Here is a 21,342-nt window from a genome sequence, read left to right on the forward strand (position 1 = left end):
GGGGCGCATGGTTGAGCTTTTGGCGAGCGAAGCGCGCGCCGCGCACACGGCGCGTCCGTCTTACAATATCGATATCGTTTACTTGAAGGGACTTTCCATGACCGACTCGCTCCACATCGTCTGCCCCGCCTGCGACGCCGTCAACCGCCTGGAGCAGGCCCGCCTCGCCGACAAGCCGGTTTGCGGCAAATGCGCCGCCCCGCTTTTCAATGGCCGCCCGCTCGACGTCGATACGGCACGCTTCAACAAGCACATCGGCCGCAACGACATCCCGGTACTCATCGACTTCTGGGCCGAGTGGTGCGGTCCGTGCAAGATGATGGCGCCGGCCTACCTGCAGGCCGCAGCCCGGCTCGAGCCGCGCGTGCGCCTGCTGAAGGTCGATACCGAGCGTGCGCAGGAGCTGTCGGCGCAGTTCGGCATCCGCAGCATTCCGACGCTGGCGCTGTTCCGCGGCGGGCGCGAAGTGGCGCGCCAGGCGGGGGCGATGGATGCGGGTAACATCGTCGCCTGGGTGCAGTCGAAGCTGTGAGCAGACACGTCAGGCAACGTTAGCGAAAATACCACGCACCGCTGCTACAATGCTAGCCAGGCGGGGTCGTCCCGTAAGGAGCCATGTATGTCGCAACAACTTGTTTTGGATAGCGCAACCGAGGACGCGAAACAATTCGTTCGCATTCTGTACCTGGTCCATGGCGCTACCCTGCTGCTTTCGCTTGGAACGCTCTCATTCTTGCCGCTGATCGTTAATTACCTCAAGCGCAACGATACTGACAGCGTGCTGATCCGTAGCCACCATAGCTGGATGATCCGGTCCTTCTGGTACTACGTGCTATGGTGCGCAGTCGGCTGGTTCCTGGTCTTTACCATTATTGGCCTGCTGGTGGCATGGCTGGTGTTCTTCCTCGCCGTGCTGTGGAAAGCTTATCGTCTAATTCGTGGTTTTTTGGATCTGAACAGCAATAAACCGATGCCTGGCTAACGATTGTTTGGCGCTTTCCGGCATGTTCAAGGCTAGAATACTTTCCTGACGGCACCATCACTGGCGCTCCAACTATTCAGGACAAGATATGAAATCGGTACAGCAGGAAGTCGACGAGCGCAGCAACCTGACGGGCAGCAACAAGTTCGAATTGCTGCTGTTCCGTCTTGGCGGGGACGAGCACGGCGAGCGCAGCGAACTGTTTGGCATCAACGTCTTCAAGATCCGCGAGATCGTGGCGATGCCCCAGATCACGGCGGTGGCCGGTTCGCCGCCGCACGTGCTGGGCGTCGTCAACCTGCGCGGCCAGATCATCCAGGTACTGGACTTGCCGGCGATCGCCGGCGTCATTCCCAAGACCGGCCTGAACATCATGCTGGTGACCGAATTTGCGCGCACCACGCAAGCCTTCGCGGTCGAGAGCGTCGAAGAGATCGTGCGCCTGGACTGGAGCCAGGTGATGTCGGCCGAGAAGAGCGCTGGCAGCGGCATGGTGACCAGCATCGCCCGCCTCGAGGGCGAGAACGGTGCGCCGGGCCGCCTGGCCCAGGTGCTCGACGTCGAAACCATCCTGCGCAACATGAATCCGGATGCCGCGCCCGAGATCAGCCAGCAGACGGTGGGCGCCCGCATCCAGATCAAGCCAGGGTCGGTGATCCTGGCGGCCGACGATTCGGTGGTCGCGCGCGCCCTGATCGAACAGGGGCTCGACGCGATGGGCCTGCCCTTCATCATGACCAAGAGCGGCAAGGAATGCTGGGACCAGTTGAACACGATCGCCAACGCGGCCGAGACCGAGGGCAAGAGCGTCTACGACCGCGTGGCGCTGGTGCTGACCGACCTCGAGATGCCGGAGATGGATGGATTTACGCTGACCCGCAACGTCAAGAAGCATCCACGGTTTGCGAATTTGCCGGTGGTGATTCATTCGTCTCTGTCGGGGACGACGAACGAAGAACACGTCAAGAATGTCGGGGCGGATGCGTATGTGGCGAAGTTTTCGGCGGAGGATTTGTCGGGGACTTTGCGGCGGGTGTTGAAGCAGTAAGGTTCTTGAAAGCGAATGTCAAAACGCCGCGATGATTCGCGGCGTTTTTGTTTGTGCGATAGGTTCGTGTGGAGAATCTGGAGAGGCACGTACGCGTGGGCACGGGTGCCCGCCCTACGGTGCACCACCGTCGTTGGCCGTCGCGTAACGTAGGGTGGGCTCCCGAGCCCACGCGTTACGCACGTGTGCGAGTCGAAAAGCCTCGCGCAGTCAGATTACAACTTGCCCAATCCCTGCTCAATATCCGCAATCAGGTCGACCGTATCTTCCAGCCCGATATTGAAACGCACCAGCAGCCCCTTGCCCTGCCAGTCGCGCCGAATGGTCGACATCCGGTAAGGCATCACCAGGCTGTTGGCGCCGCCCCAGCTGTAACCGAGGCCGAACAGCGCCAGCGAATCGACGAAGCGGTCGACCTGCTCTTCCGTATAGCGCTCGTCGAAGATCACCGAGAACAGGCCACCAGCGCCGGAGAAATCGCGCTTCCAGGTGGCGTGGCCCGGGCAGTCGGCGAACGCCGGGTGCAGCACGCGCGTGATTTCGGGACGCGTTTTCAGCCAGGCAGCGACGGTGCGCGCACCTGCGTCATGTGCTTCGAAGCGCAGCTTCATGCTGGGCAGGCCGCGCATCACGAGATAGGCGTCGTCGGCGCTGACGCCCTGCCCCAGGCGCATGTGCGCCATGGCCAGCTTGTCGTGCACGGCGCGCTCGCGCGTGATGACGGCGCCCATCAGCACGTCCGAGCCGCCGGACTGGTACTTGGTCAGTGCCTGCATGATGATGTCGACGCCGAGGTCGAAGCCGCGCAGCGCCAGGCCGGCCGACCAGGTATTGTCCAGCGCGACCAGCACGCCGCGCGCCCTGGCGGCGGCGCAGATGGCCGGCAGGTCGGGCACTTCCATCGATACCGATCCCGGCGCCTCGGTCCAGATCAATTTCGTGTTCGGCTGGATCAGGTCCGCAATGCCGGCGCCGACCAGCGGATCGTAATAGCGCGCCGTGATGCCGAAGTCGTTCGACAGCCAGCGCCCCAGTTCGCGGTTCGGGTTGTAGACGTTATCCGGCAGCAGGACGTCGTCGCCGCTTTTCAGCAGTGCGAAGTCGACCATCGCGATCGCCGCCAGGCCCGAGGGCGCCAGCAGGCAGTGCGCGCCGCCTTCGATTTCGGCCAGGCGCGCTTCCAGTGTGAAGGTGGTGGGCGTGCCGTGCAGGCCGTAGGTGTAGGCGTTCTTCTCTTTCCACTCGCCCGAGCGCATTGCCGCGGCGTTCTTGAACAGCACGGTCGAGGCGTGGTGGATGGCGGGTGGAAAGGCGTCGAAGCCTTCCGGCGCGACGTAATCCGTGTGGATGAGCTGTGTCTGGAGGGACTTCTTCGTCATGGTGCCATTTCCAACATCATTGGATTTCAAACGTGCTAGACCGCGTGGGCACAAGTGCCCACCCTACAAAAGCAGATTATGCCAAGGTGGCCCACAGGTCGTGAGCGTCGGCTTTCGTGACCACCACGTCGACGAACTGGCCGACAGCCAGCTTCGACTTGGCGCCCATCAGCGGACGCTTGATGTGGACGACGCCGTCGATTTCCGGCGCATCCGCGCTCGAGCGGCCGATGGCTTCGCGCGGACCGGCTTCGTCGATCAGCACGCGGATGGTCTTGCCGACTTTCGCCTGCAGGCGCTTCATCGAGATTTCTTCCTGCAGCAGCATGACGCGCGCGCGGCGTTCTTCGCGTACTTCTTGCGGGACCGGGTTGGCCAGTTCGTTGGCGGTGGCGCCTTCGACCGGCGAGTAGGCGAAGCAGCCCAGGCGGTCGATCTGCGCTTCGCGCAGGAAGTCGAGCAGGTATTCGAACTCGGCTTCGGTCTCGCCCGGGAAGCCGGCGATGAAGGTCGAGCGGATCGTCAGGTCCGGGTTCATCTTGCGCCAGGCCAGGATGCGGTCCAGGTTCTTTTCGCCGCTGGCAGGGCGCTTCATGCGCTTCAACACGTCCGGGTGGGCGTGCTGCATCGGGATGTCGAGGTAAGGCAGCACGTGGCCGTCGCCCATCAGCGGGATGACCTGGTCAACGTGCGGGTACGGGTAGACGTAGTGCAGGCGCACCCAGGCGTCGTACTGGCGCGCCAGCTGGCCGAGGGCTTCGGTCAGTTGCGTCATGTGGGTCTTGATCGGGCGGCCGTTCCAGAAACCGGTACGGAATTTCACGTCGACGCCATAGGCACTCGTATCCTGCGAGATCACCAGCAGTTCCTTGACGCCGGCCTTGAACAGGTTCTCGGCTTCGATCAGCACTTCGTGGATCGGGCGCGAGACCAGGTCGCCGCGCATCGACGGAATGATGCAGAAGCTGCAGCGGTGGTTGCAGCCCTCGGAAATCTTCAGGTAGGCGTAATGCTTCGGCGTGAGTTTCACGCCGTGGTCCGGCATCAGGTCGATGAACGGGTCGTGCGGCTTCGGCAGGTGCAGGTGCACCGATTCCATGACTTCGGCCATCGCGTGCGGACCGGTCACGGCCAGCACCTTCGGGTGGACTTTGGTGATGATGTCGTCGCCCGACGCATCCTTCTTCGCACCCAGGCAGCCGGTGACGATCACTTTGCCGTTTTCGGCCAGCGCTTCGCCGATGGCGTCGAGCGATTCCTGTACCGCGGCGTCGATGAAGCCGCAAGTGTTGACGATCACCAGGTCCGCGCCGGCGTACGACTTGGCGGTCTGGTAGCCCTCGGCGCGCAGCTGGGTCAGGATCTGTTCCGAGTCGACCAGCGCTTTGGGGCAGCCGAGCGAGACGAAACCGACCTTGGGTGCGGCGGCTGGGGCAGCGCCGGGAACTTCAAGGTTGGCGGCGGGGACGGGATTGCGGCGGAGTTCGAGCATGGGCAGGAGGCTGGGGAAAGTTCTGGGCAATCCGCGATTGTACAGGAAGCGCGGTTTCAGGAGAACCGCGGGGGTGGTTTTGGGAGGTCGTGCGGGCGGTTGTGCAACGGCGTTGGCAGCTTGAAAACGCGGGGATTTGTCGGGTTGGCAATTCCGTGGTCACCAGCACGCGCGGCGGTCAGGCGCAGGTTGCCTATCGACGCGTGTGCGGGGGACCCGCCCACCTTACGTCCATGATCATCGGTATCGACAGGATTTGGGAACGCGGAGCAGACCAGTAAGGTGGGCGGGTCCCCCCGCCCACGCGTTCAACGCACGTATGCACAGCCCAAAAACAAATGCCCGGCACACGGCCGGGCATTCGTCGAACGACAACCAGGATTACTTCTTGTCCGTCGGCGTCGTCGGCGGAAACGGAAACGCGCTGAACAGCACCTTGCTCTGGTTCTGCATCTGCTCCTGCATCTGCATGAACAGGTTCTTGCTCTGGTCGATGTAGTTGTTCATCATGCCCTGCATCATCGGGCCCTGGACGTTCATGAACTGGGTCCACATTTCCGGGCTGAAGGGCTTGCCTTCGAGGGCGCCGGCGGCGTTGCTGGTGAACTTGTTCTGAATGTCGGTAAACGCCTGGACGTTCTTTTCCAGGTAGGAACCCATCATGCCCTGCATCGCATGGCCGTAGTAGCGGATGATCTGGGACAGCACCGCGCTCGAAAACATCGGCGCGCCGTTCGCTTCCTCCTCCAGGATGATCTGCAACAGGATCGCCCGGGTCAGGTCTTCGTTCGTCTTGGCGTCGACCACCGTGAACTCGTCGGCGTCGAGGACCAGTTGCTTCACGTCCGTCAGGGTGATGTAGGAACTGGTCTGGGTGTCGTAGAGACGACGGTTCGGGTATTTCTTGATCAGGCGTTCAGTACTGTTTTTTGCACTACTCATCTCAAGTTCCATTGATGCGCCCGCCTTGTGGGCAGCGCGCTGCAAAGATTGTAGAAAAATTCTCCGGATCGCCGGCGGCGAGTTCCTGTCCCGCCCAGATGTTGCCGGACGGGACAAACCGAATAAAAATACCACGTTCGATGCGCAGGTGCAGCAATTATCGCTTTTGCTACTGAATTTATTTCAAAGCAAGATGCATAAAGCAAGGCTCCACAAGCGGACCCTGCCCTCCTGCCATTGCTACGCACGCGCCTTCACGTAACGGCCGGGCGCCGGTTCGGTCGGCTGGTATTGCGCGTTGCCGGCCTGGGTTGGCGCCGGCACCTCGTCGCCGCCATGTTCTTTCAGGAAGCGCGCCCATTCCGGCCACCAGCTGCCTTTGTTTTCAGTCGCGCCGGCAAACCATTCGTCGGGCGTCAACGCCGCCTTGCGGCCTTTTTTCTCGCTGGCGCCATCGTTCACCCAATAGCTGCGCTTGCCCTTCGAGGCCGGGTTGATGACGCCGGCGATGTGGCCGGAAGCGCCCAGTACGAAGCGGTTCGCTTGCGGCTTCTTCGGGTTCAGCAGCCCGTTTGATGCGAACGCGGCCGGCCATGGCACGATGTGGTCTTCCTTCGAGCCGTAGATGAAGACCGGGGCATCGATGCTGCCGAGGTCGACCTTGACGCCGCAGACCGTCAGCGCGCCCGGTACTTTCAGCTTGTCTTCGAGATAGGTATTGCGCAGGTACCAGCAGAACATCGGTCCCGGCAGGTTGGTGCTGTCGGCATTCCAGTACAGCAAGTCGAACGCCGGCGGCACCTTGCCCTTCAGGTAGTTTTGCTGGACGTAGTTCCATACCAGGTCGTTCGGACGCAGCGCCGAGAACGTGGTTGCCAGGTCGCCACCGGGCAGGATGCCGCCCTTGCCCAGCTTGGCCTCGTGCTTCGCCACCTGGGTGTCGTCGATGAAGACTTCGAGCACGCCGGTGTCGGAAAAATCGAGCAAGGTCGTCAGCAGCGACAGGCTGGCGGCCGGCTGCTGCCCGCGCGCGGCCAGCACCGCCAGTGCGGTGGCCGCGATCGTGCCGCCGACGCAGAAACCGAACACGTGCACCTTGTCCTGGCCGGTGATGGCGCGCGTCACTTTCAGCGCCTCGATGGCGCCGCGTTCGACGTAGTCGTCCCAGGTCAGGTTGGCCATCGACTGGTCTGGATTGCGCCACGACACCATGAACACGGTATTGCCCTGCTCGACGGTATACCGCACCACCGAGTTTTCCGGCTGCAGGTCGAGGATGTAGAACTTGTTGATGCAGGGCGGGATCATCAAGAGCGGCACGGCGCGCACCGTCGGCGTCGTCGGGCTGTACTGGATCAGCTGGAACAGCTCGTTCTCGTAGACCACCTCGCCCGGCGTGGTGCCGACGTTCTTGCCGACTTCGAAGGCCGACTCGTCGGTCTGGGAAATGCGGCCCTTGCGCATGTCTTCCAGCATGTTCTGCAAGCCCTTGGTCAGGCTTTCGCCCTTGGTCTCGATGAGCTTGGCCTGCGCTTCCGGATTCGTGGCCAGGAAATTGGCCGGCGACATGGCGTCGACCATTTGCTGCACCGCGAAGCGGATCTTCTGGCGCTCGCGCGCGCCGCCTTCGACGGCCTCGGCCAGCGCCATCATGAATTCACCGTTGAGCAGGTAGGACGCGGCGGTGAATGCCGCGAACGGCGTCGCGCTCCACTCGGAACCGGAAAAACGCTTGTCGTGCAGGGCCGGCGTCTTGCCTGACATGAAGTCCTGCCACAACTGCCCGGCTTTCTGCAGGTAATCCTGGCGCAGCGCGTCCATGCGCGCGGGGGCAATGGTGACGTTGAAATCCTTGAACACGCCGGCCAGCGGATTGGACGGCATGGCCGTGCCGAGGCCGCCCATGGCGGGTAATTTTGTCCACTCCTGCCAGGCTGACGGGTTGGCCAGCTGGTTCATCCAGGTGGCGGCGAAAGCTTGAGGGTCGGGCATATTCATATCGGCGTCCGTTAAGATTGGGCTTTAAGATGAAGCTTTGGATTTGGAGAGACAGCATGTGGATCGTTGCAATCGGCTGGAGCTATGTCGTCATCCTGATGGCAGCGACCGAAACGTCGTTCATCGCGGGACTGATGACGTTTCTTCTGTACTGCATGATACCCCTGTCTATACTTTTTTACATCACCGGAGGAAAGCGGCGTCAGGCGCACCGCGCGCTGCGCGCCGCGACCGTGGCCCGGCAGGCGGCAGAGGCGAGCGCCGCGGATGGAGCGGCTGTTGCAGAAAATGCACAGGCCACCACCGACGACGCCACGAAAGCTAAAAAGTATTGATGAAGCCGGAATCTGCTACTTGAGCCAGATCAAACTCGCCTGACGTCCCGTGACCCCATCACGACGGTAGGAATAGAAACGGTCGGCTTCGGTATGGGTGCAGTGCGCACCGCCCGCAACGCTGGCGACGCCATCCCGCGCCAGCATCAGGCGCGCCAGCGCGAACATGTCGGCGAGGTACTTGCCCTGGTGCCCAGAGCGCGGCACGAAGGCGAAGCCGACGTCGACGCCCGGCAATGCGGCGGCAAAACTGTCGAACACGTCCTGCCCCACCTCGAAGGCTTGCGGGCCGATCGCCGGCCCCATCCATGCCGTGATCTCGGCGGCGCCGGCCGCGCGCATGGCGGCAACCGTCTGCCCCAGCACGCCGCCGGCCAGCCCGCGCCAGCCGGCGTGGGCAGCGCCCACCACCCTGCCCGCGCGGTCGGCGAACAGCACCGGCAGGCAGTCGGCGGTGAGGATGGCGCATACCACGCCAGGCGTGGTGGCGATGCTGGCGTCCCCGACCCGCACCGGCTGGTCGAGGCCGACCGTGGCGGCGTCGACCACGTCGGCGCCATGCACCTGCGCGATCCAGGCTGGACGGCCAGGCAGCAATGCCTGCAGGCGGGCGCGGTTGGCGGCGACGGCGGCCGGGTCGTCGTTCACGTGCAGGCCGAGGTTCAGCCCGCCGCCCCCGCGGCCATCGTCGTAAGGTCCGGTGGAGACGCCGCCACGGCGCGTCGTCGCCAGCGCGCCGATGCTGGCCGGCGCATCCGGCCAGTCGGGAACGACGAGATCGCCCGGCAACATCAGGCCGCTTCAGGCTCGGGAATGCCGGCCTTGGCGATCAGCTCGGCGAAGTCGGCCGCCAGCGGCACGACCCATTCGCATTGCTCGCCCGTATGCGGATGCACCAGGCCGAGGCGGCGCGCCTGCAGCGCCTGGCGGTGAAACACCGGGCTCAGGTGCGTCTTGCCGTAGACCGAGTCGCCCACCAGGCCGAAGCCGATCGAGAGCATGTGCACGCGGATCTGGTGCGTGCGGCCGGTTTCCAGGCGGCACTGCACCAGGCTGACCGGACGGCGGTCGAGCATGCCTTCGGCCACGCGGGTGTAGTGGGTGATCGCCGGCTTGGCGCCCAGGCTGGTCGAGACCGCCATCTTGACGCGGTCTTTCGGGTGGCGCCCCATCGGCGCGTCGATCGTGCCCGACAGTTGCGGCGTGCCCCAGACCAGGGCGAAGTATTCGCGCTTGACGGTGCGCGCCTGCAGTTGGCGCACCAGGTCGGTCTGCGCCGCCAGCGTCTTGCCGACCACCATCAGGCCGCTGGTGTCCTTGTCGAGGCGGTGGACGATGCCGGCGCGCGGCACCGAGCCCAGCTGCGGCGCATGGTGCAATAAACCGTTGAGCAGCGTGCCCGACCAGTTGCCGGCGCCGGGATGCACGACCAGGCCGGCCGGCTTGTTGATGACGAGGATGTGCTCGTCCTCGAAGACGATGTTCAGCGCGATCTCTTCCGGTGCGAAGGCGGTGTCTTCAGGCGCCGGCTGCGGCAGCACTTCGATGGTTTCGTCGCCGTAGGCCGTGCCCTTGCCCTTGGCCGGCTTGCCGTCGACCAGCACGTGGCCGCCGTCGAACCACAGCTGCAGGCGGCTGCGCGAGAATTGGGGCACGAGGCCGGCCACCACCTTGTCGAGACGCTGGCCGCAGGCGGACTCGTCGAGATGCAGGGTGATCGGAGAGAGGTCGATGCCGCTCGGGGGAACGAAGGCAACTTCGTCAAGTTCGATCTCGTCGTCGAAATCCGAGTCGGGGGGCAAATCGGCCGAAATCGGCGCAGGAGTTAATATCACGTTAGTTCCATCGGCTATAATCAGCCGTCTGTTGAATCTCGGTAAAACTTTTCTGCAAAAAGCTATGCAAAAAAAACTGTTGGTGGTAGTTGCTACTAGTGTCCTGCTAGGTCTGTCGGGCTGCGGGCTCTTGCCTGAAAAGTCCGACGAGACCGCAAAATGGTCAGCGGAGAAATTATACGCTGAGGCACGCGAAGAGATGGCCGGCGCCCATTATGAGGCCGCGATCAAGTTGTTCCAGCGCCTCGAAGCGAATTATCCGTTCGGCACCTACGCCACCCAGGCGCAGATGGAAATCGCCTATGCGCAGTACAAGGCGCAGGACCAGGCCGAAGCCCTGGCCTCGGTGGAGCGCTTCATCAAGCTGCACCCGAACCACCCGCAAGTCGACTACATGTACTACCTGCGCGGCCTGATCAACTTCAACGACCAGATCGGCTTCCTGAGCGTGATCTATTCGCAGGATCCGACCGAGCGCGATCCGAAAGCGACGCGCGAAGCCTTTGCCGCCTTCAAGGCCCTGGTCGACCGCTTCCCGAACAGTAAATATGCGCCGGATGCGATCGCGCGCATGAACTACCTGATCAACGCGATGGCCTCGTACGAAGTGCACGTGGCGAATTACTACTATCGCCGCGGCGCCTACATCGCCGCCGTCAACCGCGCCCAGAACGCCGTCGCCGAATACGGCGGCGCCCCGGCGCGCGAGGAAGCGCTGTTCATCATGGTGCGCAGCTACGACAAGCTCGGCATGCTGCCGCTGCGCGACGACGCCCAGCGCGTGCTCACCCTGAACTATCCGAACAGCCGTTTCCTGAACCCGAACGCCAAGGGCGATGCGGCCTGGTGGCAGTTCTGGGCGAAGTCGGGGCCGAAGCCGGCGCCGAAGGATGCGATGTAATAATTGCGCGCCGGGTGACCGTAGGGTGGACGGGGCAATTTCGGCCAGTGGCCGGAATTGCGTCCACGCGGGATGATGCGCGTCGTTGCGGTCACGCGTGGACGGGGGACCCGTCCACCCTACAGTGCGACTTTTCGACGAAACAGCCAGCTCTTGTCGGTCGATTCGCCCGGCACGAACGCATAGCCATCGACATCGAACGCCTTCAACTCCTCCGCGTCCGTGATCCCCCGCTCGATCGCAAACCGCGCCATCATCCCGCGCGCGCGTTTGGCGTAGAACGAAATAATCTTGTACTTGCCGTTCTTCCAGTCCTCGAACACCGGCGTGATCACCGGCGCCGCCAGCAGCTTCGGCTTGACCGACTTGAAGTATTCCTCGGACGCCAGGTTGACCAGCGCCGACGATTGCGTGGCGGCCAGTTGCGCGTTCAGGGCAGTGGTAATCGTCTCGCCCCAGAAGGTGTAGAGGTCCTTGCCGGCGGGCGTGGCCAGCTTCGTGCCCATTTCCAGGCGATACGGATGCATCAGGTCGAGCGGGCGCAGCAAGCCATACAGCCCGGACAGGATGCGCAGGTGGCGCTGGGCAAATTGCAGCGATGCCGCGTCCAGGCTGCGCGCGTCGAGGCCGGTGTACACGTCGCCATTAAAAGCCATCATCGCCTGGTAGCCGTCGGTATGGTCCGGTGTCCAGGTGGCGTAGCGCGCGACGTTCAGCGTCGCCAACTGGTCCGAAATGTGCATCAGGTCGCCGACCTGGCCAGGAGAAAGGTCGCGCAAGACGCCGATGAGCCGGGCGGCCTGCTGGGTGAATTCGGGGAGCGTGTGTTGCCGGGTCGGGCTGGGGGTGTCGAGGTCGAGCGATTTGGCGGGCGATAATACAATCAGCATAAAAACTCAAAGCTAAAAAAATTTCCCACATGATACTCGCTTCCACGCAACCCATCGTCCTCGACACCAATGTCTGCCTCGACCTGTTCGTCTTCCACGACCCGCGCTGGGCGCCGTTGCTCGCCGCCCTGGAAAGCGGCGCGCTGACCGCGGTGACGCGCGCCGATTGCCGCGACGAATACCGGATCGTGCTGCACTACCCGCACCTGCCGCTCGACGACGACACGCGCGCCGCCGCCGCCGCCCGCTTCGACCAGCTGGTCACCCTGGTCGCGCCCGACAGCAAGCCGGTGCGCCTGCCCGTCTGCAGCGACCGCGACGACCAGAAATTCCTCGAACTCGCGCGCGACGCCGGCGCCGCCATCCTGGTCACCAAGGACAAGGCCCTGCTCAAGCTGAACCGCAAGACCACGCAGGCCGGCATGTTCCGGATCATGCTGCCCGAAGCCTGGGTCAAACTGCAAAGCGCGGCCACGCTAGAATAAGCCACCGCAACCCTATCTGATCCTCATGACCACCCCTGCCCTGCAATCGCGCCTGCCCAGCGTCGGCACTACCGTGTTTTCCACCATGTCGGCGCTGGCCAGCCAGCATGGCGCCGTCAACCTGGGCCAGGGCTTCCCCGACTTCGGCTGCGACCCGCGCCTGCTCGACGCGGTGACCGAGGCCATGCGCGCCGGCCACAACCAGTACCCATTGATGACCGGCGTGCCGGCGCTGCGCGAAGCGATCGCCGCCAAGATCGGCGCCCTGTACGGCCGCGGCTACGACGCCGCCAGCGAGATCACGATTACCGCCGGCGCCACCCAGGCGCTCACCACCGCGATCCTGTGCTGCGTGCATCCGGGCGATGAAGCCATCGTCGTCGAGCCGGCCTACGACAGCTATGCGCCGGCGATCACGCTGGCCGGCGGCGTGCCGGTGCCGGTCGAAATGGAGATCGGCGAGCATGGCTACGCGGTGCCGTGGCAGCGCGTCGCCGCCGCCGTCACGACGCGCACGCGCCTGATCGTGATCAACTCGCCGCACAACCCGACCGGTTCCATCCTGCGCCGCGCCGACCTCGACCAGCTGGCGGCAATCGTCGCCGGCCCCGGCATCCTGATCCTGTCGGACGAAGTGTACGAACACATGGTCTATGACGGCGAGCGCCACGCCTCGGTGGCCAGCCACCCGCAATTGGCCGCACGCGCCTTCGTCGTCTCCAGCTTCGGCAAGACCTACCACGTGACCGGCTGGAAGGTCGGCTACGTGGCCGCGCCGGCGGCCCTGACGGCGGAATTCCGCAAGGTCCACCAGTACAACGTGTTCACCGTGAACACGCCGATGCAGCACGGCCTGGCCGCCTACATGGCCGATCCGCAACCGTATGTGGGCTTGCCCGACTTCTACCAGCGCAAGCGCGACCTGTTCCGCGCCGGCCTGGCGCAGACCCGCCTGCGCCTGCTCCCGGCCGACGGCACCTATTTCCAGTGCGTCGATTACCGCGCCGTATCAGGCATGCAGGAGGCGCAGTTCGCGCAATGGCTGACGACCGAATTGAAAGTCGCGGCGATTCCGGTGTCGGCGTTTTATACTAGCCAGAAGGAATCGGGGATCGTGCGGTTTTGTTTTGCCAAGCAGGACGCAACCTTGCAATTGGCGCTGGAACGCTTGGGGGCACTGTAGCGCGCCTGGCAATACCGTTCGACATAACGGCCCGTTCTGCGATCAGTGCGCGGAACTGTTTTAGCGTCGCCTTGCCAGATGCGCGTCGTTCGGGAGTAAGGAGATTATCCGGTAAAAGAACATTGCTATCGGGAGACTGCTGAAGCGCTGATTCCACTGCGCCTCTTTGGCAGACATCCCTTGCTGAAGTTCAGTCTCCTATCTGGTAAATGAGAAAAATAATTCTTTTCATGGCTTACCAGCTGATTCATCAATCTGGTCGATCAAGATGTGAGGTCCGCTCTGGCCGATAGCAGACCTGGCTCGACTACCTGCGATCGGTCAGAAAATTCACTTACGCTTTTGCGTCTTCAAGTGACTTTCCGGATTCAATCCAGGTTTTTACCCATGCCGGCTGACGGCCTCGGCCAGTCCATTGCTGGGCAGGGTCGTCTGGATTACGGTACTTGGCCGCGACGGTGCCTCCCTTGGGCGTCTTGGGAGTCTTGAGAGCAAGCAGCTCTTTTTCGGACATTCCGGCGCTGCGGGCAATGTGCAAGATTTGTTCGCGCGCTTTACTGATGCTGAGGAAATGCTGGGTTTTCAGTTCCTCGATGACCTGTACCTCGAGCGCCCGGAGTTGTGCGATGGAATATTTAGATAGATCGTGCATGTTGACCTTCGCGTTTGCTGTGAGAGAAAGCGACACCCTATCATGTCCGCAGAGACGAAGGCCGTTCACCAGCAAAAATACCGGGGATTAACGGTCACCTTCCAGCACTGTCCCATTTCCTCACCAGGATTAAGCTGTCATGTGCACGTCGATAATCGTTTGAATGTATCGGCAAGATAAGCCGGATTCACAGCGAGACGAATGTCGAATTAGATAAAGCAGCGGAATCATCACCGGGCGGTGATGTGCGATTCAATGCAAAATTGCCGGGCTGCTGCCTTGTACGCCGCACCGTTCCCGCATTTGACGTTCACACGGAAATCGAAAAGAAGAATGCACAGCTCAATGCCGACAAGGGCGCTGCTGCTACGACGATAACGAAGGAATGCCGCGACAGCATTGTCGGCGAAACCGCGGACTTGAATGGCCCCTACGGTGCTCAGTGATCGCGGGCTAGCGCCCCAGCTGCTGCAACCTGCGCTCCACGAAAGCCTGCAGGTCCGGCGACAGCGTCCCCAGCGACTTCGCCTGGCGGAAGGCGTCGGCGGCTTCGCCGGTGCGCTTCTCGCCCTGCAGGGCGATGCCCAGGCCCATCCACCAGACGGCGTTGTTGGGCGCGGTGCGCAAGGCGGTTTCGTACTGCTCGGCCGCTTCGCTCAGGCGGCCCTGGCGCTGCAGCGCGCCGCCGAGGAAGGCGTGGTATTCGCCGTTGCCAGTCGCGTAAGGCAGGGTGCGCTGCAGCGTCTCGATGCCGCCCTTGCCGCGCTCGATCTGCAGGCGCGCCAGCAGCATGGCCAGCGCCGGCTGGCGCGGGTCGAGCGTCAGGGCTTGCTGGAGCTGGGTCATGGCTTCGTCGCCACGGTTGTTTTCGATCAGCAGGCTGACCAGGGTCTGGCGCGCGGCCTCGTGGCGCGGGTTGGCGCGCAGGGTCTGCTGCAGACCGGCGATGGCTTCGCCGACGCGCCCGTCCTGCAGGCTGGCGAGCGCGCGCCGGTAGGCGTTTTCGGCGCCCTGGCTGCTGGTTTCGACCCGGCCCTGCCCGCGCGCGGCCGGCGTGGCGGCGACGGCGGCAGGCTCGGCGGCCCTGGTTGCAGTAGGCGCGGCGGGTATGTCGGCGCCGCCCGCTTCGCGGCGCGCGAGCGATGCCAGCCAGGCCGTTTCGATCTTCGCCCGTTCCGCGGCGCGTGCCTGTTCCTCGCGCAGCTTGACTTCGCCCGCGCGCCGCTGGTCCGGCGGCAGCGCCGCCAGGCGCTCGCGTTCGGCTTGCCAGCGTGCGTTCAGGCGGGCCCGCTCGGCGCGCGCGCGTTCGCTGGCAACCGCCCACGAGGTGGTCGAGCCGGCAGGCTGCGGCGCGGCGGCCACTGGCGCAGGCTGGCGCGGGCGTTCTGCCGGAGCGTTGCGCACCGGCTCGGCGACATCTTTCTTGACGGGAGGCGGCGGCACTTCCACGGTGTCGGCGGCAAGCGGCGGCGCCGTGTCGGCAACCGGTGCCTGCAGCGGCGCCTCGGCGACCGGCGCAGGCGCCACTTCGGCCACGGTCGCCGGCGGCGCCGCCGGTGCCGGTGCAACCGGCTGCGGCTGCACCGGCCGATACGTATCCCCCTCCAGCGGCAGCACGAACCAGGCGACCGCGCCGCCGGCCAGTACCAGCACGGCGGCGGCGATCGCGGCGATCCGCAGCGGCGCCGGACGGCGCGTGCCGGTCGCGACCGTCTTGATTTCCGGCGGTACCCCGTCGGCGCGGGTGGTGCCGCGCGCGTCGAGGTCTTGCAGCATTTTGTTAATCAGGCTCATCGTGCGAAAGTCCAGGCAAGTCCGGCGAGCGTGGCGGCGAGCGCGCCAGCGCCCGCAACGTATGGCCAAAGCGGCCGCTTCACAGCCACCGTATCGCGCGCGGCGCCGTCGACGTGGGACGCCGCCACCGTCTGCTTGCCCTCGCCGTAGCACAGCATCAGCGCCTTGTGCGCCATGATGTTGACCAGGCGCGGGATGCCGCCGCTGGCGCGGTAGAGGCGATTCACCGCGGCGGGCGAGAACAGGCGCGCCCCAGTGTAGCCCGCCACGCGCAGGCGGTGCGCCACGTAAAAATCGAGGTCGTCGCGCGACAGCGGCCCGAGGTGGTAATGGAAGGTGATGCGCTGGGCCAGCTGGCGGATCGATTCGAGTTCGAGCTTGCGGTTCAGTTCCGGCTGGCCGAACAGGACGATCTGCAGCAGCTTGCGCTTTTCCGTTTCCAGGTTGGTCAGCAAGCGCAGCGCTTCCAGGGTTTCGAGCGGAATCGCCTGCGCTTCGTCGAGGCACAGCAGCACGCGCTTGCCCTGGCGCGCCAGGTCCAGCAGGCGCTGCATGATCGACTTGAGCATGCGGTGCTGGTCGATGTCGCGCTCGTACGGCACTTCCAGTTCGTCGGCCAGCGCCAGCATCAGCGTGCGCGGCTCCAGGAAGGGATTCGGGATGTAGGCGGTGACGAAATCATCGCCCAGCGTGGCCATGAACTTGCGGCACAGGAGCGTCTTGCCGGTGCCGACCTCGCCGGTGATCTTGATGAAGCCCTCGCCGCTCTTGGCGGCCACCAGCAGGGTGTTGAGCGCTTCCTGCGAGCGCGGACTGCCGAAAAAGAAGCTCGTGTCCGGGGTGATCCCGAACGGCAGTTCGCGCAAGCCGAAATACGCTGCGTACATTACTTGCGCTCCAGGGTGCGCGGATCGAGCCCCTCGATGCGGCGCGTGGTGTCGAGCAGGTCCTGGCTCCAGTTGCTGGCGCTGTCGACGATGGTCGGCTTGATCAGCACCACCAGCTCGCGCTTTTGCGCCACCTTGTTCTTGTTGCGGAACAGCGCGCCCAGCACCGGCACGCGGCCGGCGCCCGGCAGCCCGCTGGTGTCGTCGGTCGCCGCCTGGCGCATCAGGCCGCCCACGGCCACCACCTGCCCGTCCTGGCCGCGGACAATACTGTCCAGTTCCGAGGTCGAGGATGCGGCCAGCGGCAGCGTCAGCGAACCGGCCGAACCGAGGTCGATGCCCTTGGTGATGGTGGTCACCTGGCTCACCGACGGGTGCACGTGCAGCAGGATGTTGCCCTTTTCGTCGATCTGCGGCGTCACGTCGAGCACCACGCCCGAGAAGAACGGCTGCAGGGTCACGCTCGGCGTTACCGTGTTACCGGTGGTGCTGGTGTTGGTGGTGGTGGTCACGCCGGTGACGAAGAATTCGTCGGTGCCGATCTTCAGCACCGCCTTCTGGTTGTTGACCGCCGCCACGCGCGGGCTGGAGAGCACGTGCACCGTACCCTGCTGCTCGAGCAGCGAGATCAGCGCCGCGAAGCTGTTGGTCTGGAAGGCGAAGCCGAACAGCGAGCCGGCGGCATTGGCCGCATTCGACAGCGAGAACCCGGTGCTCGCGGCCAGGCCCTGGCCATTGGCGATGATGGGCGGCTGGCCGCCGTTGAACGGCAGCGGCGCCAGGCCGGCGCCCGGCGCGATGATGCCGGTGGCGGCGCGGTTGCTGCGCGAATTGCCGATCGAGGAGAAGCTGGCCCAGTTGACGCCGCTCTGGAACTGTTCGTTGAGTTCGACTTCGAGGATCTTCGCTTCCAGGATCACCTGGCGGTCGACCGACAATTGGGTCGCTTTCAGGTACATGTCGACGTTGCGCAGTTCTTCCGGCATGGCGCGGATCACTAGCACGCCCGACTGCGGGCTGACGACGACGCTGCGCCCGCCCTCGCGCGAACCGACGATGGCTTCGATGGACGATTTCAGGTCGCCCCAGAAGTCGCTGTCGGAGAGCATGTTGACATCGGTGCTGGCGACCTGGGTCGCGTTGCCGCCGAAGCCGTTCTGGTTGTTGCCGTTCTGATTCTGGTTGCCCTGCTGGCCCTGTTGCCCCTGCTGGCCCTGGTTACCGTTGCCATTATTATTGGCCACGTTCGACACCGAGGTCGAGGTCACGCGCAGGTTCGACGAGCCGCGCCGGCTGCCGACCAGGTAGTTCACGTGGAACATCCGGGTCTGCATCGTCAGCGGGCGGATCGTGATGCGGGTGCCGTCGATCTTGTAGTCGTAGCCGTACATCTCGCGCACGGCTTCCAGCGTTTCGGCCAGCGTCACGTCCTTCAGGTTGGCGCTGATGTTGCCGGCCACCTCGGGGTGAACGAGCATGTTGTAGCGGGTGCCGGCCACGATCGAACGGAAGAACTGCTGGGCCGGCACGTTGTTGAAGGCGACGTTAAAGCGCTCCTCCAGCGCCGGACGCGCCTTGGGCAGCTCGCGCGCCAGGGCGGCGGCCGGCGGCAGCAAGGCGTTGGCGACGGCATCCTCGCCGGCGGCTGCCCGCGCACCGGGCGCGGAGGCGCTGGCGGCGCTGGCGATGTCGCGCTTGATCGCGTCGTAGGTCTGGTGCGGCGGCGTGGCCGCGCAGCCGGCCAGCAGCGTGCCGGCGACGGCGAGCGCCAGGAGGGAGGTATGTCGCATGGGTGTCCTGTCCTTCATTGATCTCGTATCCGCTCGATGGCGCCGGCATGGGGTGCTGCGGCCGCGTGTAGTTTCAGGACCTGGCGGGCGTTCCCGCGCCGCAGTTCCACTTTGTTCTGTTCGATGCGCACCACGCGCGCGCCCTTGTAGGTGTCGCCCAGACGCAGCGTCTCGCCATCGATGACGGCGACGTGGCGGCCGCCCGGCTGGCGCCCGATCAGCACCGACTGCAGTTGCGGCGCGCGCGGCGCGGCCGGCGCCGGCGCCGCCCCCGCACCTGCGCCACCCTGGCCCGCCATCAGCGCGGCCGGCGGGCGGGTCGGGTCCTGCAGCGCCTGGGCCCCGGCGCCGCCCGCGCAGGCAAGCAGCAAGACCGTCAACACGCGCTTCACAACTTCATCCATTTCGCATCCAGGCTCAGGGTGTACAGGGTCAGCGTCAGGCGCGAGCTGGGCCAGGTTTCGGCCTCGAGCTGGGCGCGGCCCCAGAACAGCTGGGTCGGCATCGATTCGAGCGCGGCCATGTAGCCGATCATGTCGAGGTAATTGCCGCGCACGGTCACTTCGACCCCGTGACGATAGAGCAAGGGCGTGGCGGCTGGGGTGGGGCCGCTTGCGGCCGCCGGCTGGGGCGCCGCGCTTGCAGCGGTACCCGCCCCCATCAGCGGCTCGGTCGCCAGCGTGCGCATCGACACCATCTGCAGGCGGCCATTGGCGCGCAGGATCGAGTCGACCAGCGGCGCCATGCGCTCGGGCGGCACCAGGCCGTTCTGCATGGCGCGCAGGCTGGCGGCCATGCTGTCGATCTCGCCGCGCTCGGCAAGCGTGCGCGCGCGTGTCGGCGCATCGGGATCGACCTGGGCGGCCAGCACCTTGTCGCGGATCTCGTTGTCGATGCCTTCGAGGTTGTTCTGCTGCTGGACGATCTGGGTGCGCAGCAAGTCCTGCTTCGCGTACATCGGCCCCAGGCCGAAGAAATGCATCAGGAAGACGAAAGCGGCGGCCACCGCGGCGAACAGCATGACGCGCTCGCGCAGGGTCAGCGCGTCGATGCGCAGGGCCAGCCGGGTCAGTTGTTCCTTCATGGCTTGGCTCCTTCCGGCGTCGTCTGCAAGCTGAACTCAACAAAAGGCGCAGCGACCGGTGCGGCCGCCGCGGCGTTCAGCGCGACATTCGACGCGGCCCCCTGGCTGATCTGCAGGCTGCCGAAGGCCTTGCCGCGCATGACCGGTTCCAGGGTCAGGCGGTTCAGGTAGCCGGGCACGCGCTGCGGGTCGAGCGCGCGGCCGCGCACGGCGATGTCGAGGCCAGCGCCGGTGATGCTCACGCCGGTGAGCCAGAGGCCGTCGGCGTGCTGGCGCGCCAGCGCGCGGAAGTATTCGGCATAGCCTTGGGTGTTGCCCAGTTCGCCGCGCGCGAGCACGCCGGAAACGTCGCGCAGCGCGGCCAGCTGGCGCTCGGCTTCGGCCAGTTCGGCGTCCGCCGCGGCGCTCTTCTGGCGCGGCGCGAATTCAAGCGCCACGCTGGCCAGGCGCGCCTGCTTCTGCGCCAGCTGGGCGGCGCCGGCATCGGCCTGCGCCTGCAGGCTTTTCAAGCGCATGTCGCCATACAGCTTGATCGCAACGACACCGGCGAACAGCACCAACAGCGCGACGGCCATCGTGCGCGCGGAAAAAATCTTCTTTTGCTGCAGGAAGACCGGGTTGAACAGGTTGATCTGCTGGCTCACAGCACCGTCTCCTCGTGGCGCAGGGCGGCGCCGAGCGGCACCATGAAACGCTGCTGCAACAGGGTGTCGGCCAGGTCCGGCGCGCGTTCGATGTCGAACAGCGCCGCCAGGTCGAGCGTATCGACCGGCATGTAAAGGTTGCTTGCGAGGTAATCCTCGAGTCCGCGCACGTTCGAGGGCGCCAGCACCAGCTTGGCCACGCTGATGAAGGAATACTGGCGCTCGAAATTGTCGAGCGAGCGCTGCAGCTCGAGGGTGACGCGGTCGAAGCTGGCGTTGCGGCGTTCGATGTCGTCGTCGAGCAGCTGTTCCAGCGGCAGGTCGATGCGCCGCGTCAGGTACAGTTCGCCCCGGTAAGACACGGTCAGCAGGCCGCCTTCGCTGCCGAAGGACAGCATCGCCACGCCGCGCCCGACCGGTTCGACCAGGGCCGAGATATTGCGTTGTGCCATCTCGGGAATGTCGATCACGGCCAGCTCGACCTTGGCCGAGGTAAACAGTTTCTGGCGCGCCTCGATCACGCTGTTGCGCGCGGCAATCGCGAACATCGAATGCTGGGCGCGCACGGCCGCGTTCGGGTCGAGCGGCAGGTCGAGCACGTCGATGGTGGCGTCGTCGACGTGGAAGTCGAGCATGTCCTTGAGGCGCCAGCGCACCGCCGTTTTCAGTTCGTCGGGCGCGACATTCGGCGCGTCGACCGAGAGGATCTGGTACTCGCCGTTCGCCAGCACGGTGATCGAACGGTAGGCGTGGGCATGCAGTTCACGTCCGGCTTTCTCGAGCAGCGCAGCGTGGTCCTTGCCTGGATAGAAGACCGCCTGGCGCACCTGGGGACGGATGTCGGGCGCGGTCTGCATGCTGACGGCGGCGAGGCCGTCGCGCTGCAAGGCAATGGCGAGCCACCCTTCTCTTTTCTTTGCTTTTCTAAAAAAACGCATGCGGACCATTGTCGAGGTGGAGCGAGGCCTGATCATCCGGCCATAGAGGCTTGATTATATTCAAGAACGTATGAAACACCGAA

The 21,342-nt window shown here is 64.7% G+C and carries 24 protein-coding genes; 8 read left to right on the forward strand and 16 right to left on the reverse strand.

All coding sequences use genetic code 11. From position 1 onward, the window contains the following. The first annotated feature begins 97 nt into the window (after positions 1-97). The 3 genes from trxC (at position 98) to IFT60_RS05790 (ending at position 2,030) form a co-directional block, all read left to right on the forward strand. On the forward strand, positions 98-532 hold the full coding sequence (trxC, locus tag IFT60_RS05780; protein ID WP_192050415.1) for a thioredoxin TrxC: 435 nt from the start codon (positions 98-100) through the stop codon (positions 530-532). Between the two features lie 87 nt (positions 533-619). Next, positions 620-982, forward strand: a complete 363-nt coding sequence (locus tag IFT60_RS05785; RefSeq protein WP_192050417.1) for a DUF4870 family protein — start codon at positions 620-622, stop codon at positions 980-982. 88 nt (positions 983-1,070) lie between these two features. Next, a complete protein-coding gene (locus IFT60_RS05790) occupies positions 1,071-2,030 on the forward strand; it encodes a chemotaxis protein (protein WP_192050419.1) in 960 nt (319 codons plus the stop codon). 215 nt (positions 2,031-2,245) lie between these two features. Here IFT60_RS05790 and IFT60_RS05795 read toward each other — a convergent pair whose 3' ends face one another. The 5 genes from IFT60_RS05795 to phaC form a co-directional block, all read right to left on the reverse strand. Further along, complete coding sequence (locus IFT60_RS05795) at positions 2,246-3,409, reverse strand: cystathionine beta-lyase (protein ID WP_192050420.1); 1,164 nt, start codon at positions 3,407-3,409, stop codon at positions 2,246-2,248. A 76-nt stretch (positions 3,410-3,485) separates the two neighbouring features. After that, positions 3,486-4,901 (reverse strand): 30S ribosomal protein S12 methylthiotransferase RimO, encoded by a 1,416-nt coding sequence (rimO, locus tag IFT60_RS05800; protein ID WP_229510707.1) that lies wholly within the window; start codon positions 4,899-4,901, stop codon positions 3,486-3,488. A 381-nt stretch (positions 4,902-5,282) separates the two neighbouring features. Next, positions 5,283-5,843, reverse strand: coding sequence for a polyhydroxyalkanoate synthesis repressor PhaR (gene phaR, locus IFT60_RS05805; RefSeq protein WP_192050422.1), 561 nt, complete (start codon positions 5,841-5,843; stop codon positions 5,283-5,285). Position 5,844: 1 nt separating this feature from the next. After that, entirely contained in the window at positions 5,845-6,000 is a 156-nt protein-coding gene (locus tag IFT60_RS05810) for a hypothetical protein (RefSeq protein ID WP_192050424.1), read from the reverse strand. A gap of 83 nt (positions 6,001-6,083) precedes the next feature. After that, entirely contained in the window at positions 6,084-7,841 is a 1,758-nt protein-coding gene (gene phaC / locus IFT60_RS05815) for a class I poly(R)-hydroxyalkanoic acid synthase (protein ID WP_192050426.1), read from the reverse strand. Positions 7,842-7,897: 56 nt separating this feature from the next. On the opposite strand from phaC, the gene IFT60_RS05820 reads away from it, so the two are divergent. Further along, on the forward strand, positions 7,898-8,176 hold the full coding sequence (locus IFT60_RS05820; RefSeq protein WP_192050428.1) for a hypothetical protein: 279 nt from the start codon (positions 7,898-7,900) through the stop codon (positions 8,174-8,176). A gap of 15 nt (positions 8,177-8,191) precedes the next feature. Here IFT60_RS05820 and pgeF read toward each other — a convergent pair whose 3' ends face one another. Both pgeF and IFT60_RS05830 read right to left on the reverse strand, forming a co-directional pair. Next, entirely contained in the window at positions 8,192-8,968 is a 777-nt protein-coding gene (pgeF, locus tag IFT60_RS05825; protein ID WP_192050430.1) for a peptidoglycan editing factor PgeF, read from the reverse strand. Next, a complete protein-coding gene (locus IFT60_RS05830; RefSeq protein ID WP_192050432.1) occupies positions 8,968-10,011 on the reverse strand; it encodes an RluA family pseudouridine synthase in 1,044 nt (347 codons plus the stop codon). The genes pgeF and IFT60_RS05830 overlap by 1 nt, the downstream gene beginning before the upstream one ends. A 64-nt stretch (positions 10,012-10,075) precedes the next feature. Between IFT60_RS05830 and bamD the strand changes: the two genes are divergently transcribed. Continuing rightward, positions 10,076-10,912: an outer membrane protein assembly factor BamD gene (bamD, locus tag IFT60_RS05835; protein ID WP_192050434.1), complete on the forward strand. Its 837-nt coding sequence runs from the start codon at positions 10,076-10,078 to the stop codon at positions 10,910-10,912. A 119-nt stretch (positions 10,913-11,031) separates the two neighbouring features. Here bamD and yaaA read toward each other — a convergent pair whose 3' ends face one another. Continuing rightward, entirely contained in the window at positions 11,032-11,802 is a 771-nt protein-coding gene (yaaA, locus tag IFT60_RS05840) for a peroxide stress protein YaaA (protein ID WP_192050436.1), read from the reverse strand. Between the two features lie 29 nt (positions 11,803-11,831). On the opposite strand from yaaA, the gene IFT60_RS05845 reads away from it, so the two are divergent. Further along, positions 11,832-12,287 carry a putative toxin-antitoxin system toxin component, PIN family gene (locus tag IFT60_RS05845; RefSeq protein ID WP_192050437.1) on the forward strand — a complete coding sequence of 152 codons (456 nt, stop codon included), beginning with the start codon at positions 11,832-11,834 and terminating at the stop codon, positions 12,285-12,287. Positions 12,288-12,312: 25 nt separating this feature from the next. Further along, positions 12,313-13,470 (forward strand): pyridoxal phosphate-dependent aminotransferase, encoded by a 1,158-nt coding sequence (locus IFT60_RS05850; protein WP_192050439.1) that lies wholly within the window; start codon positions 12,313-12,315, stop codon positions 13,468-13,470. A gap of 334 nt (positions 13,471-13,804) precedes the next feature. On the opposite strand, the gene IFT60_RS05855 is transcribed toward IFT60_RS05850, so the two are convergent. Beyond that, positions 13,805-14,122, reverse strand: coding sequence for an H-NS histone family protein (locus IFT60_RS05855; RefSeq protein ID WP_192050441.1), 318 nt, complete (start codon positions 14,120-14,122; stop codon positions 13,805-13,807). 245 nt (positions 14,123-14,367) lie between these two features. On the opposite strand from IFT60_RS05855, the gene IFT60_RS05860 reads away from it, so the two are divergent. After that, a complete protein-coding gene (locus IFT60_RS05860; RefSeq protein ID WP_192050443.1) occupies positions 14,368-14,568 on the forward strand; it encodes a hypothetical protein in 201 nt (66 codons plus the stop codon). A gap of 7 nt (positions 14,569-14,575) precedes the next feature. Here the strand turns inward: IFT60_RS05860 and IFT60_RS05865 are convergent, their stop codons facing one another. Genes IFT60_RS05865 through IFT60_RS05895 form a run of 7 tightly spaced genes read right to left on the reverse strand, consistent with a single transcriptional unit; the run spans position 14,576 to position 21,259 of the window. Continuing rightward, positions 14,576-15,916: a tetratricopeptide repeat protein gene (locus IFT60_RS05865; RefSeq protein ID WP_192050445.1), complete on the reverse strand. Its 1,341-nt coding sequence runs from the start codon at positions 15,914-15,916 to the stop codon at positions 14,576-14,578. After that, entirely contained in the window at positions 15,913-16,803 is an 891-nt protein-coding gene (locus tag IFT60_RS05870; RefSeq protein ID WP_192050447.1) for an ExeA family protein, read from the reverse strand. The genes IFT60_RS05865 and IFT60_RS05870 overlap by 4 nt, the downstream gene beginning before the upstream one ends. Next, a complete protein-coding gene (gene mshL / locus IFT60_RS05875; RefSeq protein WP_192050449.1) occupies positions 16,803-18,593 on the reverse strand; it encodes a pilus (MSHA type) biogenesis protein MshL in 1,791 nt (596 codons plus the stop codon). Before mshL ends, IFT60_RS05870 begins: the two co-directional genes overlap by 1 nt. A gap of 14 nt (positions 18,594-18,607) precedes the next feature. After that, the gene (locus IFT60_RS05880; RefSeq protein ID WP_192050451.1) at positions 18,608-18,997 is read right to left on the reverse strand and encodes a hypothetical protein; all 390 of its coding nucleotides are present in this window, start codon (positions 18,995-18,997) and stop codon (positions 18,608-18,610) included. Continuing rightward, complete coding sequence (locus IFT60_RS05885; RefSeq protein ID WP_192050453.1) at positions 18,982-19,677, reverse strand: hypothetical protein; 696 nt, start codon at positions 19,675-19,677, stop codon at positions 18,982-18,984. The genes IFT60_RS05880 and IFT60_RS05885 overlap by 16 nt, the downstream gene beginning before the upstream one ends. Continuing rightward, positions 19,674-20,321 (reverse strand): PilN domain-containing protein, encoded by a 648-nt coding sequence (locus tag IFT60_RS05890; protein WP_192050455.1) that lies wholly within the window; start codon positions 20,319-20,321, stop codon positions 19,674-19,676. The genes IFT60_RS05885 and IFT60_RS05890 overlap by 4 nt, the downstream gene beginning before the upstream one ends. Next, a complete protein-coding gene (locus IFT60_RS05895) occupies positions 20,318-21,259 on the reverse strand; it encodes a type IV pilus biogenesis protein PilM (protein ID WP_192050457.1) in 942 nt (313 codons plus the stop codon). The genes IFT60_RS05890 and IFT60_RS05895 overlap by 4 nt, the downstream gene beginning before the upstream one ends. Between the last annotated feature and the right edge of the window lie 83 nt (positions 21,260-21,342).

The organism is Massilia sp. CFBP 13721, from assembly GCF_014842025.1.
Taxonomy (GTDB): Bacteria; Pseudomonadota; Gammaproteobacteria; order Burkholderiales; family Burkholderiaceae_D; genus Telluria.